This window comes from Variovorax sp. GW823-FHT02B07 (assembly GCF_058797695.1).
Map to the genome: position 1 here is coordinate 545796 of NZ_JBXAJX010000001.1, position 15044 is coordinate 560839.

The window sequence follows — 15044 nt, forward strand, 5'->3', positions numbered from 1 at the left end:
CCCCGATGACCGACAAGAAAACGCTGCTGCTCGTCGATGGCTCGAGCTACCTGTACCGGGCCTTCCACGCGATGCCCGATCTGCGCGCCGTGCCCGGCGACCCCAAGAGCCCGGCCACTGGGGCGATCCGGGGCATGATCAACATGATGACCGCGCTGCGCCGCGAGGTGCGCGCCGACTACGCGGCCTGCATCTTCGACGCCCCCGGCAAGACCTTCCGCGACGACTGGTACCCCGAGTACAAGGCCAACCGCTCGCCGATGCCCGACGACCTGCGCAGCCAGATCGACCCCATCCACGAAGTGGTCAAGCTGCTCGGCTGGCCGGTGCTCACGGTGCCCGATGTCGAGGCCGACGACGTGATCGGCACGCTCGCCAAGGTGGCGGCCGCGCAGGGCGTCGAAGTGATCGTGTCCAGCGGCGACAAGGACCTGAGCCAGCTGGTCGACGAGCACATCACCATCATCGACACGATGAACGGCAAGAAGCGCGACATCGCCGGCGTGACGGCCGAGTTCGGCGTGCCGCCCAGCCTCATGGTCGACTACCAGACGCTCATCGGCGACACGGTCGACAACGTGCCCGGCGTGCCCAAGGTCGGCCCCAAGACAGCGGCCAAATGGCTGCTCGAATACGGCTCGCTCGATGCGCTGGTCGAACGCGCCGCCGAAGTGAAGGGCGCCGCCGGCGAAAACCTGCGCCAGGCGCTCGACAAGCTGCCGCTGAGCAAACGCCTCGTCACCATCCGCACCGACTGCGACCTGAACGGCCATGTCGAAGGCCTGCCCTCGCTCGAAGGCCTGCCCGTTGGCGCGCCGCAGACGGCCGAGCTGAAGCCCTTCTACGAGAAGTTCGGTTTCAAGAGCCTGGTCAAGTCGCTCGAAGCGCAGGAAGTGCCGCCCGAGCTGATCGAAGAGAACGCCAAGAAGAAGGCCGCCGCCAAGGCCGACCGCGACCAGGGCGGCCTGTTCGACGAGCCCTCCGAGCTGGACGCCCAAGAGGCCGCCGCGCCCGCGAGCAACCTCAAGTACGACACGATCATGGAATGGGCGCAGTTCGACGCCTGGCTCGCCAAACTCGAGGCCGCCGAACTCACGGCCATCGACACCGAGACCACCTCGCTGGACGAAATGGTCGCGCAGATCGTGGGCATCAGCTTCAGCGTCACGCCGGGCGAAGCGGCCTACATTCCGCTCACGCACAACTACCCCGACGCGCCCGCGCAGCTGCCCATCGACGAGGTGCTCGCCAGGCTCAAGCCCTGGCTCGAGAACGCCGACAAGAAGAAGCTCGGCCAGCACATCAAGTACGACCGCCACGTGTTCGCCAACCACGGCATCGAGGTGCAGGGCTACGCCCACGACACCATGCTGCAAAGCTACGTGCTCGAAGTGAACAAGCCGCACGGCCTGTCGTCCCTGGCCGAGCGCCACCTGGGGCGCAGCGGCATCTCGTACGAAGACCTGTGCGGCAAGGGCGCGCACCAGATCCCGTTCAGCCAGGTCGACATCGCCAAGGCCGCCGAGTACTCGTGCGAAGACAGCGACCAGACGCTCGACGTGCACCACGCGCTGTGGCCCCTGCTGCAGAAGGAAGAAAAGCTGGCCTACATCTACCAGCTCGAAATGGATTCGAGCGAGGCGCTGTACCGCATCGAGCGCAACGGCGTGTTGATCGATGCGCCCACGCTGGCCGCGCAGAGCCACGACCTGGGCACGCGCATCATGGCGCTGGAGCAGGAGGCCTACGACATCGCGGGCCAGCCCTTCAACCTGGGTTCGCCCAAGCAGATCGGCGAGATCTTCTTCACCAAGCTGGGCTTGCCCGTGGTCAAGAAGACGCCGAGCGGCGCGCCCAGCACCGACGAAGAAGTGCTCGAGAAGCTGGCCGAAGACTATCCGCTGCCCGCCAAGATCCTCGAGCACCGCGGCCTCTCGAAGCTCAAGGGCACCTACACCGACAAGCTCGGCCAGCTGGCCAACCCGCGCACCGGCCGTGTGCACACGCACTACGCGCAGGCCGTGGCCGTCACGGGCCGCCTCAGCAGCAACGACCCCAACCTGCAGAACATCCCGATCCGCACGCCCGAAGGCCGGCGCGTGCGCGAGGCCTTCGTGGCACCGGCGGGCAGCGTGATCGCCAGTGCCGACTACTCGCAGATCGAGCTGCGCATCATGGCCCACATCAGCGGCGACGAGTCGCTGCTGCGCGCCTTCACCGACGGCGTCGACGTGCACCGCGCCACGGCCGCCGAGGTGTTCGGCACCACGCCCGACCAGGTGTCCAGCGAGCAGCGCCGCTACGCCAAGGTCATCAACTTCGGGCTCATCTACGGCATGAGCAGCTTCGGCCTGGCGAAGAACCTGGGCATCGAGACCAAGGCCGCGGCTTCGTACATCGATCGCTACTTTGCGCGCTACCCGGGCGTGAAGACCTACATGGACCAGATCGTGGAGTTCGCGCGCGACAAGGGCTATGTCGAGACCGTGTTCGGCCGGCGCCTCTACCTGAGCGAGATCAACGGCGGCAACGGCCCCCGCAAGAAGGCGGCCGAACGCCAGGCCATCAACGCGCCGATGCAGGGCACGGCGGCCGACCTCATCAAGCTCAGCATGGTCAAGGTACAGAACGTGCTTGACGAAGAAAAGCGCGCCACCAAGATGATCATGCAGGTGCACGACGAACTGGTGTTCGAAGTGCCCGAGGCCGAGGTCGAATGGGTGCGCACCGAAATCCCGCGCCTGATGGCCGGCGTGGCGGCGCTCAAGGTGCCGCTGCTCGCCGAGATCGGCGTCGGTCCCAACTGGGACAAGGCCCACTGATCCTCACTGATCCACGTTCGCACGATCCCCAAGAGACAAACGACAGAAAGAAGAAACACGCCCATGAAACTCCAGCCCCGCACCTTCCTGCTCGCCGCCGTCTGCGCGGCCTTCCTCGGCACCGCTTCCGCAGCCCCTGATGCCCGCATCGCCGCGCTGGCCGCCAAGGAAAAGCCCGCCCTGCTCGAGACGCTGAAGGAGCTGGTCTCCATCGAGTCGGGCAGCCGCGACATCGAAGGCCTCGAGAAAATCTCCGATCTCATCGCCGCCAAGTTCAAGGCACTGGGCGGCGAGGTCGAGCTCATCGACCCGAGCGCCGACGCCTACCGCATGGAAGACACGCCCGAAAAAATCGGCCGCGTGGTGCGCGCCACCTTCAAGGGCACGGGCACCAAGAAGATCATGCTCATCGCGCACATGGACACGGTCTACACCGTGGGCATGCTCAACAAGCAGCCGTTCCGCGTCGACGGCGACAAGGCCTACGGCCTGGGCATTGCCGACGACAAGCAGGGCGTGGCCGTCATCACGCACTTGGTGTCGATGCTGCAGGCGCTGAAGTTCAAGGACTACGGCACGCTCACCGTGCTGATCAACGGCGACGAGGAAATCAGCTCGCCCGGTTCGCGCGCCTTGCTCACCAAGCTGGGCGGCGAGCACGATGCCGTGCTGTCGTTCGAGGGCGCGTCCATCAAGGACGACAAGCTCTCGCTGGCCACCGCGGGCATCGCCTCGGTCACGCTGAACGTGGCGGGCAAGGCCTCGCACGCGGGCTCCGCACCCGAGCTGGGCGTGAACGCGCTGTACGAGCTGTCGCATCAAATCTTGCAGATGCGCGACCTGTCCGACCCGGCCACGGGCCTGAAGATGAACTGGACCATCTCCAAGTCGGGCACCAACCGCAACGTGATCCCGGCCAGCGCCACGGCGGGCGCCGACGTGCGCGTGCTCAAGGTGGCCGACTACGACCGCATCGAGCAGCAGGTGAACGAGCGCGTGAAGAAGCAGCTGGTGCCCGACGCCAAGGTCGAGCTGAAGTTCGAACGCCGCCGTCCGCCGCTCGAGGCCACTGACGCGTCGCGCGCGCTGGCCAAGCACGCGCAGGCCATCTACAAGGACGAGCTGGGCCGCCCGCTGGGCGCCGACGACAAGGCCGCCGGTGGCGGCACCGACGCGGCGTTTGCCTCGCTCAAGACCAAGGCGCCGGTCATCGAACGCTTCGGCCTGCAAGGCTTCGGCGCGCACACGGCCGACGCGGAGTACGTGCTGATCGACTCCATCGAGCCGCGTCTCTATCTGGGCGTGCGCATGGTGATGGACATCGCTACCGGCAAGACCACCGTCCGCTGACCGCCACCGACCGCTGTCGGCCATGCGGCTGCGCCACATCGAGGTCTTCAACGCGATCATGCTCGCGGGCAGCGTGAGCGCGGCCGCGCGGCTCATCAACATCACGCAGCCGGCCGTGAGCCGCACGCTGCAGCATGCCGAGCTGCAGCTGGGCTTTCCGCTGTTCCAGCGCGCCAAGGGGCGGCTCACGCCGACCACCGAGGCGCTCACGCTGTACCCGCACATCGAGCGGCTGTTCGCGCAGCTCGACGAGGTGCAGCGGCTGGCGGCGAACCTGCGCGCGGGCAACGACACGGGCGAGCTGCGCATCCTCAGCGTGCTCGCGTTGAGCTACGAAATCCTGCCGCGCGCGCTCAAGGCCTTCCGCGAGATGCACCCGGGCTACGCGATCACGGTCGAGTCGCTGCATTCGCCGCAGATCATGTCGGCGCTGCTCTTGCAAGAGGCCGACGTGGGCTTTGCCTTCAGCCCTGCGGTGCACCCCTCGCTCACGCAGGAGACGCTGGCCGACAGCCGCATGGTGTGCGTCGCGCCCAAGGGCATGCTGCCGCGCGCGCTGGTGCGCAACGGCTCGGTGGCGCTGCACGACCTCATCGACCGCCCGGTGATCGGCCTCGATGGCCGCGACCCGGTCGGCACCAGCCTGAGCCAGGCCTGCCGGCAGGCGGGTGTGGGCTTTCAGCAGGCCGTGGTCACGGTGCAGACCTACCACGCGGCGCTGGCCATGGCGCACCACGGGCTGGGCGTGGCGCTGGTCGACGGCTGCACGGCGCGCTCGGCCGACCGTGCCAAGGTCGACGTGCTCACGCTGGAGCCGCACATTCCCGTGCCGGTGCGCGCGCTGCGCTTCGCGGGCCGGCCCGACTCGGTGGCCGTGCGCGGCATCACGCGCTGCATGCGCGAAGCGATCGAGCAGACCGCCTGAGAAAGATGCGGGGCATTCGCCTCGCGCCATAATCCGCGCCCATGCACGTCCTTCGAACCTTCTGCGCAATGCACCGTCTGGTGCTGGCGTGGTTCATGGCGTCGCTGCTGATCGCGGGCGCGTCGCCGCTCGTGAACCCGCAGGCGATGGAACTCGTGTGTTCCGCCGCGGGCACCGTCAAGCTCATCGTGCAGGGCGACGACGGCGCCACCGAAGTCGGCATGGCGGCCATGGACTGCCCGCTGTGCATGGTCTCCGGGCCGCCGCCGGCCACCGTGCAGGTGACGCTGCCCACGCCGCTGCCGCTGGGCCGCGCGCTGCAATCGATTCCCGCTGCCCGCCTCGCGGCAGTCACGGCCTCGCCGCTGCCGGCGCGCGGGCCGCCCACGCATCTCTCCTGAGCTTCGTCGTTCCTGCACCTGACGCCGCCTGAACGGGCCGCGCGGTGCGTTCCCGGTCGTTGTGCGGCCGGCGCTGCGCTCCATTTGTTTTCGCCAGCGTCGTCGCAAGAGAGATGCCATGCCCACCCTTTCCCGTGCCCCCGCTTTGGGGCTGCTCGCCTTGTTCGGCGCCGTCAGCGCGCCTGTCCAAGCCCAGACCACCGTGTCTTCGCTGCCTTTGATCGAAGTGGCCGACGACGCCCCGCGCCCCAACGGCCGGCTCGACCTCGACACGCCCGCCGACACCGCGAGCCGCCTGGGCCTCACGCCGCGCGAGACGCCGGCCTCCGTCACGGTGGTGAACCGCGCGGTGCTCGATGCGCGTGGCGCGCAGAACACGCAGGAGGCGCTGCGCGCCGTGCCCGGTGTGACCGCGCACGACGCGCCCGGCAACGTCGGCGTGAGCTACCGGGGCTTCGGCAGCGGCTCGATCGCGCAGCTGTTCAACGGCATCAACCTGCAGTACTCGATCGCGGCGCGCCCGGTCGACAGCTGGATCTACGACCGCGTCGAGGCCATCGGCGGCCCGTCGAGCTTCCTGTTCGGTTCGGGTGCGCTGGGCGGCTCGATCAACTACATCACCAAGGCGCCCGAGCGCAGCGACTTCGCCGAAGCACAACTGCGCCTGGGCACGCAGAACCTGAAGGAGGCCTCCTTTGGCCTGAACCGCCGCATCGCCGGCGACGGCGGCGCGGGCAGCCACTACGCGCGCATCGACGTGAACCACCGCGACGCCCACGGCTGGACCGACGGCACCAAGAGCCAATCGACGCAGCTCGCGGCCTCGCTGCTGTCGGACTTCGGCGGCGGCCTGAAGCACACGCTGGCCTATGAATACCAGGACGAAGACGTCACGCGGCCCTACTGGGGCACGCCGGTGCTGAACCCGGCGGGCGGCGAGATGCGCATCGACCGCGGCACGCGCTTCAAGAACTACAACAGCGCCGACGGCCTCTATGCGCAGCGCGTGCAGTGGCTGCGCTCGGTCACCGAATGGCAGGCCAGCGACGCGCTGCAGTTCAAGAACACCTTCCATGCCTACGACGCGCTGCGCGACTACCGCAACGTCGAGAACTACCGCTACAACGCGCGCAACACGGCCGTCATCCGCTCGGGCGCCTTGCTGCAGCGGCACGACCAGGACGTGTGGGGCAACCGCGTCGAAGGCATCTACAAGGGCCAGCTCGGCGGGCTCAAGAGCGACTGGTCCTTCGGGCTGGACTTCAGCGTGAACCGGCAGACGCGTTTCCCCAACAGCCTGCCCGGCACCGTGAGCACGGTGAATCCGTACGTCTTCGCCACCGAGCGCTTCTTCGACGTGCCGGGCATGACGCCCAGTTTCCGTCCCGACCGCGACAACAAGGTGCGGACCACCGCGCTGTACCTGGAGAACCGCACCGCGCTGCAGCCGTCGCTGCACCTCGTGACGGCGCTGCGTCACGAGCGCATCGACCTCGACCTGGTCAACCGCCGCACCGTGGATGCGGCGAACCCGGCCACCTTCCATCGCGGCTACCGGCCCACCACCGGCCGCATCGGCCTGGTGTGGGACATCGCGCCCGGCGCCAACCTGTACGCGCAGTACGCCACGGCGGCCGACCCGCCGTCGGGCGTGCTCTCGACCGCCTCGTTCGCCGACGTGCGCAACAACAGCGAGCTCACCACGGGCCGGCAGGTCGAGGTCGGCACCAAGCTCGACTTCTGGCAGGGCAAGGGCACGGCCACGCTTGCGGCCTACAGCATCCGCCGCACCAACATCGCGACGCAGGACCCGGCCAACAGCGCGCTCACGGTGCTGGTCGGCGAGCAGTCGTCCAAGGGCGTGGAGCTGGCGCTCGGGCTGCAGCCCACGCCGCAGTGGTCGCTGCAGGGCAACCTCACCTACGTCGATGCGCGCTACGACCAGTTCCGCCAGGGCGGCGTGTCGCTCGCGGGCCGCACGCCGACCAACACGCCGGCGGTGGTCGCGAACCTCTGGGTGTCGTACGCCATCACGCCGCGCCTGCAGGCCACGGCGGGCGTGCGACATGTGGGCAAGGTGTACGCCGACGCGGCCAACACGATGCACTGGCCCGGCTACACGCTGATCGACCTCGGGCTGAGCTGGCAGGTGAACCGCAACGTCACGCTGGTGGGCCGCGTGCGCAACGCGACCGACCGCGTGTACGCCGCGAACGTCGGCGCCGGCTTCGCCTACCTCGGTGCGCCGCGCACGGCCGATGTGTCGGTACGCGTGAGCTTCTGAACCGAGGGAGCGCCGCCATGCATGCCAAACGCTGGTTGTTCCTGGTCCACCGCTGGCTCGGCGTGGTCGTCTGCGCCTTCTTCGCGATGTGGTTCGTCTCGGGCGTGGTGATGATGTACGTGGGCTACCCCAAGCTCACCGAGGCCGAGCGTTTGCAGCACCTGCCGCCGCTCGATGCGAAGGCACCCTTGCTGGGGCCGCGGCAGGCGCTCGATGCGGCCGGTATCGCGGGGCCGCTGCAGGACCTGCGGCTGGCCGTGGCCAGCGGCGGGCAGGCGGTGTACCTTGCGGTGCCGGCGCACGCGGCGGAACCCGGCGCGCGCCGATCACCGCCGGGGCGCGGCGTGGTCGTCGTCGATGCACAGACCGGCGCCGTGCTGCGCCAGGTCGACCGCGCCCGCGCACTCGTGAGCGCGCAGGCCTATGGGGGCGAGGGCGTGGTGCTCCAGTACCGGGGCACCATCGACGAAGACGCCTTCACCCATTCGCGCGGGCTCGACGCGCACCGCCCGCTGCATGTGGTCGACCTGGCCGATGCGCAGGCCACGCGGCTGTACATCTCGGGCCGCACCGGCGAGGTGGTGCGCGACGCGCCGCGCGCCGAGCGGCTGTGGAACTACGCCGGCGCGTGGATCCACTGGCTGTACCCGCTGCGCGGCACGGGCCTGGACCGCTACTGGGCCGACATCGTCAACTGGCTGTCGATCGTCGGCATCGCCGTCACGCTCACGGGCACGGTGGTGGGCGTGATGCGCTGGCGCTTCCGGCGCACCTACAAGAGCGGCTCGCACTCGCCGTACCAGGGCTTCATGATGCGCTGGCATCACATCAGCGGGCTGCTGTTCGCGCTCGTCACGCTGACGTGGATCTTCAGTGGGCTGATGTCGATGAACCCTTGGCGCGTGTTCGACAGCGGCGCACCGGCATTGCGCATGGCGGCGATGCAGGGCGGGCCGCTCGTGGTGGACGCTGGCGATGCGGCGCCCGCTGCACTGCTGGCTTCCACGCGCGGCGACATCCGCGAACTGCGCTGGGTGCGCGCGGCGGGGCAGACGCTGGTGCTGGCCAGCACCGCGAGTGGCCGCCCATTGGTGCGCGATGCGGCCAGCGCGCAGCCTCGGCAGATCGACCCGGAGGCGCTGCGCACCGCCGTCGCGCAGCTGCTGCCCGACCCGGTCGCGCGCATCGACGTGCTCACCGCCTACGACAGCCACTACTACACGCGCGAAGCGCACACCATGACCGGCGGCAGCGAGAAGCCGCTGCCCGTCTGGCGCGTGGTGTTCGCCGACGCGCACGCCACCTGGGTCCATGTCGATCCGCAGACCGGCGCCGTGCTCGGCCGCAGCGACAGCACGCGCCGCCTGAGCCGCTGGCTGTTCGCGATGCTGCACAGCTGGGACTGGCTGCCGCTGCTCGAACATCGCCCGCTGTGGGACGTGCTGCTGGTCGCACTGAGCGCGGGCGGTGCGCTGCTGAGCCTGACCGGCGTGGTGATCGGATGGCGGCGCCTGGGCCGCAAGCTCAAGAGTGCGACGGGGCCGCGTCCAGCGCCTGCGCGATCCGCTGCGCCGAGCCGAAGGCCAGCGTGAAACCCAACGCGCCGTGGCCGGTGTTGAACAGCATGTTCGACGGCGCATGCGGCAGCCGCCCGATGATCGGCAGGCCCTTCGGCGTGGCCGGGCGCATGCCGGTCCAGGGATGCAGCTCGGCCAGCCGGCTGGCGCGCGGGAACACGGCGCGCGTGGCGTCGGCCAGCGTCTCGATGCGCGTGGCGGGAATGCTCGCGTCGTGCCCCACGAGCTCGGCCATGCCGGCCACGCGCAGGCGCGAGCCGATGCGCGCGAAGACGACCTTGCGCGCGCTGTCGGTCACGTTCACGCGCGGCGCCGCGCCGGGCGCGGGGTCGACGTCGACCGTGATGCTGTAGCCCTTGAGCGGGTACACCGGCAGGTAGGCGCCGAGCGCGCGACCGAGCTTGTGCGACGCCGAGCCCAGCGCCATCACGAAGGCATCGGCTTCGATGTCGCCTTCACTGGTCTGCACGGCGGCGACACGGCCCTCGCTGCGCGCAAAGCCGTGCACGTCGGCACCGAGCATGAAGCGCACGCCGCGCGCGCTCAGTGCGCGCATCAGCTCGGCGCACACCTTGAGGCAGTCGGCCGCGCACTCGCTCGGCGTGTGGACCGCACCCGCCATCTGGCCGCGGTAGTCCGCGAGCGCGGGCTCGATGGCCACGCACTCATCGGGCGTGACGATGCGCTGCTCGCTGCCCAGCGTGCGTTGCAGTTCGACCTGCGCGCTCGCGCCGGCCAGCGAGGCGGCGCTCGCATAGAGCACCAGCTTGCCGGTGGCGGAGAAATCGCAGTCGGGCGCGAGGTCGGCCTGCATGGCCTCGAAGCCGGTGCGGCTCGCGGCCGCCAGCGCGAGCAGCTGCGCGGTGGTGTCGCGCGAGGTCGCGGCGTTGCACGCGGCCAGGAAGGCCAGGCCCCAGCGCCACTGCAGCGGATCGAGCTGCGGGCGCAGCTTCAGCGGCGAGGTGGGGGAGAACAGCAGCTTGGGCAGCTGCGTCCAGATCGACGGATCGGCCAGCGGCTGCACGTACGAGTAGCTCAGCTGCGCGCCGTTGCCGCCGCTGGCGCCCGCGCCGGGCGCCGCGCGGTCGATCACCGTGACCTGGTGGCCCTGGCGCTCGAGTTGCCAGGCGGTCGCCAGGCCCACGATGCCGGCGCCGAGCACGCACACATGCATGGAGGCAACTTTTCGGAAGTGAAGAAGAAAGGGAACAGAAGAGACAGCGTGCGACTGTAGAGGCCCCTCGCCGTGCCCGGAAATGCCAAAAGAACCCAGCCCATAACCTTTGGGCATGACCCCGGGGTTAATTGGAATTGTCCCGATGTGTCACTCCTTCTTACACTGGCTGTCTGTTCAATCCAACCGATGAAGGCTCGAATGAAACTCTCCGTTTTGATGGCGTCCCTGGCTGCCGCGGTCCTCTTCACTGCACCGGCCGCGCAGGCTGCCGACACGCTCGCCAAGATCGCCGAGTCCGGCAAGATCTCGCTCGCCTACCGCGAGTCGTCGGTGCCCTTCAGCTACCTGGACGGCCCCAACAAGCCGATCGGGTTCTCGGTGGAACTCTCCAACGCCGTGGTCGAGGCGGTGAAGAAGAAGTTGAACAAGCCCAACCTGCAGGTCTCGCTGATGGCGGTCACTTCGCAGAACCGCATCCCGCTGATCACCAACGGCACCATCGACCTGGAGTGCGGCTCCACCACCAACAACACCGCGCGCGGCAAGGACGTGGCCTTTGCGGTGAACCACTTCTACACGGGCACGCGCCTGTTGACGAAGAAGTCTTCCAAGATCAAGGACTACGCCGACCTGGCGAAGAAGACCGTGGCCAGCACCACCGGCACCACCAACGCGCTGGTCATGCGCAAGTACAACACCGAGAAGAACCTCGACATGAACATCGTGCTCGGCAAGGACCACGCCGACGCGTTCCTGCTGGTCGAGAGCGACCGCGCCGTGGCCTTCGCCATGGACGACATCCTGCTGTTCGGCCTCATCGCCAACTCGAAGAACCCGGCCGACTACGAAGTGGTGGGCGAGTCGCTGCAGGTCGAGCCCTACGCCTGCATGCTGCCCAAGGACGACCCGGCCTTCAAGAAGTTGGTGGACGACACCTTCACCGCGATGATGAAGAGCGGCGAGTTCGAGAAGCTCTACACCAAGTGGTTCATGCAGCCGATCCCGCCGAAGAACGTGCCGCTGAACCTGCCGATGAGCGACCAGCTCAAAGAAAACCTGAAGGCCTTCAGCGACAAGCCGGCAACTTGAGCTCGCCCCCAGGCTGCGCGCACTTCGTGTCGCTTCGCCAACCCCCTACCGGGGGCAATACCAGCGGCCCGGCAAAGCCGGTTCCGCGGTATTCCTGAAACAGAGAAAGACCATGGCTTCGACGAACGTAGTTGGCATCTTGGGGGGCATGGGCCCCGCGGCGGGCGCCGACTTCGTCCGGCTCTTCGTGCAGGCCTGCGCGCAGCAGATGCGTGCGCGCGGCGAGCCGGTGCGCGACCAGTCCTTTCCCGAGCACTGGCTGGCGCAGGTGCCGGTGCCCGACCGCACCGGCGCGCTGGCCTCCGACGCGCAGGGCGCGCACCAGCCGCTCGAACCGATGCTGCAGGCGCTGGGCCGGCTGGCCGCGCTGGGCAGCCGTGCCGTGGCCATCGCCTGCAACACCGCGCATGCGTGGCACGCCAACCTGCAGGAGCGCTTTCCGCAGGTCGAGCTGCTGCACATGGCGCGCGAGACCGCGCAGCACCTGGCCGCGCAGGGCGCGAGCGAGGTGGCGCTGATGGCCACCGAAGGCACCTACCGCGTGCGGCTGTACGAGCAGGCACTGGCCGAGGCCGGCCTGGGCTGCCATGTGCCGTCGGCCGACGAGCGCCAGACCATCATGCGCGGCATCTTCGACGGCGTGAAGGCCGGCAACCTGCCGCTGGCCGAACGCTGCTTCTCCGAGGTCGCGCTGCGGCTGGCCGAACGGCACGGCCCGGTCACGATCATCATGGGCTGCACCGAGGTGCCGCTGGGCCTGCAGGGCTCGGCCGCGGTGGCGGGGCTGCGCCTCGTCGATCCGGCCCAGGTGCTGGCCGAAGCGCTGGCACGGCGGGCCTACGGCACCTGACCGCAGCCCGAAGCGGCCCGGCTGCTTTACGGTCCGGTCACACGGCCCGGCCCGATTTCGCCTACATTGCGGCGTGCGTTTTTCTACGCCACACCCCCTTGTCAGACGATTCAACCGGAGCCCTTGCATGACCTCCTTCGACGACAACCGTTCCGAATTCGATTCGCTGCGCCCCGGCGACAGCACCGAGCAGGGGGCCACGCGCCGCACCGCGCTCAAGGCCGCCCTCGGTGTCGGCTACGCCGCCGCCGTGCTGCCGGTGGCCGCGCAGACGGCCATCACCACCCCGGCCGACGGCCTGAAGGCCGGCCCCATCAAGTACACCGTCAACGGCTTCGGGGTGCCTGCCTATGCCGCGGCGCCGGCCGGCAAGACGGGGCTGCCCGTGGTGCTGGTGATCCAGGAGATCTTCGGCGTGCACGAGTACATCGCCGACACCTGCCGCCGCTTCGCCGAGCTGGGCTACCTGGCCATCGCGCCCGAGCTGTACGCGCGCCAGGGCGATCCGCGTGGCTACACCGACATTCCCAAGCTGCAGGCCGACATCGTCACCAAGGTGCCCGACGCGCAGGTCATGGCCGACCTCGACGGCGCGCTGACCTGGGCCAAGGCCAACGGCGGCGACACGAGCAAGGCCGGCATCACCGGCTTCTGCTGGGGCGGGCGCATCGTGTGGCTGTATGCGGCCACGGGCAAGGTCAAGGCCGGCGTGGCCTGGTACGGCCGGCTGGTGGGGCAGGCCAGCGAACTGCAGCCCAAACACCCCGTCGACATCGCCGCCAGCCTGCAGGCGCCGGTGCTCGGCCTGTACGGCGGAAAAGACCAGGGCATCCCCCTTGACACGGTTGATAAGATGAAAGCTGCTCTGGCCGGTGGGACTCCGGCGGCCAAGGCATCGAGCTTCGTCGTGTACCCCGAAGCAGGCCACGCGTTCCACGCCGACTACCGCCCCAGCTACCTCAAGAGCGCCGCGGAAGACGGCTGGCAGCGTGCCACGGCCTGGTTCAAAGCCAATGGTGTCGCCTGACCGAAGACGGCGCCCGTAGCCACCTGCCGCCGAAGGCCGTCCGAAGTGACGGCCTTTCTCTTTTTATGAACGGAACAAGGTCATAACGGCCGTCCCTCTTGCGCAAGCAGCTATGAATTTGATAGTAATCCTCGTGGCGACCCTGGTCGCCGGCATCGGAAGCGTCTGGCTCGCGGCCCTGCTGCTGCGCGTGGGCGTGCGCAGCGGCGGCGGCGGCGTGAACCCGCAGCACCTGCTGAGCCTGGCGGCCGGCGCGCTGCTGGCCACCGCCTTCATGCACCTGCTGCCCGAGGCCTTCGAAAGCCGCATCGAGCCCGCGCTGCTGTTCGCGGTGCTGCTGTTCGGGCTGGTGTTCTTCTTTTTGCTCGACAAGGCCGAGCTGTGGCATCACGGGCATGAGCACCACCATGGCGATGCCGCACCGGCGAAAGAGGGCGCGCACGACCACCACGGCCACGATCATCACGGCCATTCGCACGCCCATCACCACCACGCACCGCCCACGGGCGGCGGCGGCTGGGCCGTGCTCACCGGCGACAGCGTGCACTGCTTCGGCGACGGCATCCTGATCGCCTCGGCCTTCGTGGCCGACATCCGCCTGGGCCTCGTGGCCGCGCTGGCCGTGCTCGCGCACGAAGTGCCGCACCACATCGGCGACCTCGTGGTGCTGCGCCAGAGCTCGGCCAATTCGCGCGCGGCGCTGGTGAAGGTGTCGCTCGCGGGCACGATGACGATGCTCGGCGGCATCGCGGGCTGGTGGCTGGTCGACCAGCTGCATGGCTGGCTGCCGTACTTCCTGGTGCTGGCGGGCAGCAGCTTCGTCTACGTGGCGCTGGCCGACCTGATCCCGCAGCTGCAAAAGCGCCTGCCCGCGCGCCAGACCGCGGCGCAGATCGCGTGGCTCGCGGCGGGCATCCTGCTGGTTACGCTCGTGAGCCGGCTCGCGCACGGCGAGCATGGCCACGAACACGGCCATGATGAAGGACACGGCGAGCACGGCCACGTCCACAAGGACTAGAAGGTGTGAACGAACCCGCCATGTCCGCTCATCGCGCCCAGACACGCCCCCTCGGCGTTGCAAATGCTCGCCATAGCCCGAGCTATGGCTGCGCTTTGCGCCTTGAGGGGACGCGCCTGGGCGGGCTGCTCGGCCACGCCGGATTCATTCACACCTTCTGAGCACGCGTGCGTGCGGCCTCGGGAGACGGGAAACTTTCCGACACCGACGTCAGCCCGTCGATCCACCGCAAGGGGCAAAACAGGCGCACCATAGAGGGCCGTTTACTCATCTGCCGAGGAATTCGATCATGACGCCCCAAGCCGATGCCACCGCGCGCTCCGCCTCGTCGTCCGAAGACGACGATGACGACAGCACGCCTGCCGACGACTTCGATGAACTCGAAGCCGATGCGTCCGACGACCTGTCGGACGAAACGGGCATCGACCTCACCGATGCCAGCGAGCTCGATGCCGACAACGTGCCGGCCGACGAAGAGTTCGACCGCGTGATGAACGCGCCGGACTGATTCGCCTGACCCAGCC

General features: G+C 68.8%; 12 protein-coding genes. 11 read left to right on the forward strand and 1 reads right to left on the reverse strand.

The genetic code is table 11. The annotated features are described in order from the left end of the window. The first annotated feature begins 5 nt into the window (after nt 1-5). The 6 genes from polA (at nt 6) to AC1RGU_RS02690 (ending at nt 9374) form a co-directional block, all read left to right on the forward strand. Entirely contained in the window at nt 6-2822 is a 2817-nt protein-coding gene (gene polA / locus AC1RGU_RS02665; protein WP_492694547.1) for a DNA polymerase I, read from the forward strand. Between the two features lie 63 nt (nt 2823-2885). Beyond that, a complete protein-coding gene (locus AC1RGU_RS02670) occupies nt 2886-4172 on the forward strand; it encodes a M20/M25/M40 family metallo-hydrolase (RefSeq protein ID WP_492694549.1) in 1287 nt (428 codons plus the stop codon). Nucleotides 4173-4194: 22 nt separating this feature from the next. Then, complete coding sequence (locus tag AC1RGU_RS02675; RefSeq protein ID WP_062468929.1) at nt 4195-5097, forward strand: LysR family transcriptional regulator; 903 nt, start codon at nt 4195-4197, stop codon at nt 5095-5097. A gap of 41 nt (nt 5098-5138) precedes the next feature. Continuing rightward, nucleotides 5139-5498 carry a hypothetical protein gene (locus AC1RGU_RS02680; RefSeq protein WP_492694551.1) on the forward strand — a complete coding sequence of 120 codons (360 nt, stop codon included), beginning with the start codon at nt 5139-5141 and terminating at the stop codon, nt 5496-5498. Between the two features lie 118 nt (nt 5499-5616). After that, a complete protein-coding gene (locus tag AC1RGU_RS02685; protein WP_492694553.1) occupies nt 5617-7782 on the forward strand; it encodes a TonB-dependent receptor in 2166 nt (721 codons plus the stop codon). A gap of 17 nt (nt 7783-7799) precedes the next feature. Beyond that, on the forward strand, nt 7800-9374 hold the full coding sequence (locus AC1RGU_RS02690) for a PepSY domain-containing protein (RefSeq protein ID WP_492694555.1): 1575 nt from the start codon (nt 7800-7802) through the stop codon (nt 9372-9374). Here AC1RGU_RS02690 and AC1RGU_RS02695 read toward each other — a convergent pair. Next, nucleotides 9307-10533, reverse strand: a complete 1227-nt coding sequence (locus tag AC1RGU_RS02695; RefSeq protein WP_492694557.1) for a D-amino acid dehydrogenase — start codon at nt 10531-10533, stop codon at nt 9307-9309. The two genes, AC1RGU_RS02690 and AC1RGU_RS02695, sit on opposite strands and share 68 nt — an antisense overlap. Before the next feature lie 201 nt (nt 10534-10734). Between AC1RGU_RS02695 and AC1RGU_RS02700 the strand changes: the two genes are divergently transcribed. The 5 genes from AC1RGU_RS02700 (at nt 10735) to AC1RGU_RS02720 (ending at nt 15028) form a co-directional block, all read left to right on the forward strand. Continuing rightward, the gene (locus AC1RGU_RS02700) at nt 10735-11625 is read left to right on the forward strand and encodes a transporter substrate-binding domain-containing protein (protein WP_062468917.1); all 891 of its coding nucleotides are present in this window, start codon (nt 10735-10737) and stop codon (nt 11623-11625) included. Between the two features lie 112 nt (nt 11626-11737). Continuing rightward, a complete protein-coding gene (locus tag AC1RGU_RS02705; protein ID WP_070061788.1) occupies nt 11738-12475 on the forward strand; it encodes an aspartate/glutamate racemase family protein in 738 nt (245 codons plus the stop codon). A gap of 127 nt (nt 12476-12602) precedes the next feature. Continuing rightward, a complete protein-coding gene (locus AC1RGU_RS02710) occupies nt 12603-13502 on the forward strand; it encodes a dienelactone hydrolase family protein (RefSeq protein WP_492694560.1) in 900 nt (299 codons plus the stop codon). Between the two features lie 112 nt (nt 13503-13614). Further along, on the forward strand, nt 13615-14520 hold the full coding sequence (locus AC1RGU_RS02715; protein ID WP_369644228.1) for a ZIP family metal transporter: 906 nt from the start codon (nt 13615-13617) through the stop codon (nt 14518-14520). A gap of 289 nt (nt 14521-14809) precedes the next feature. Beyond that, on the forward strand, nt 14810-15028 hold the full coding sequence (locus tag AC1RGU_RS02720; RefSeq protein ID WP_062468907.1) for a hypothetical protein: 219 nt from the start codon (nt 14810-14812) through the stop codon (nt 15026-15028). The last annotated feature ends 16 nt before the right edge of the window (nt 15029-15044 follow it).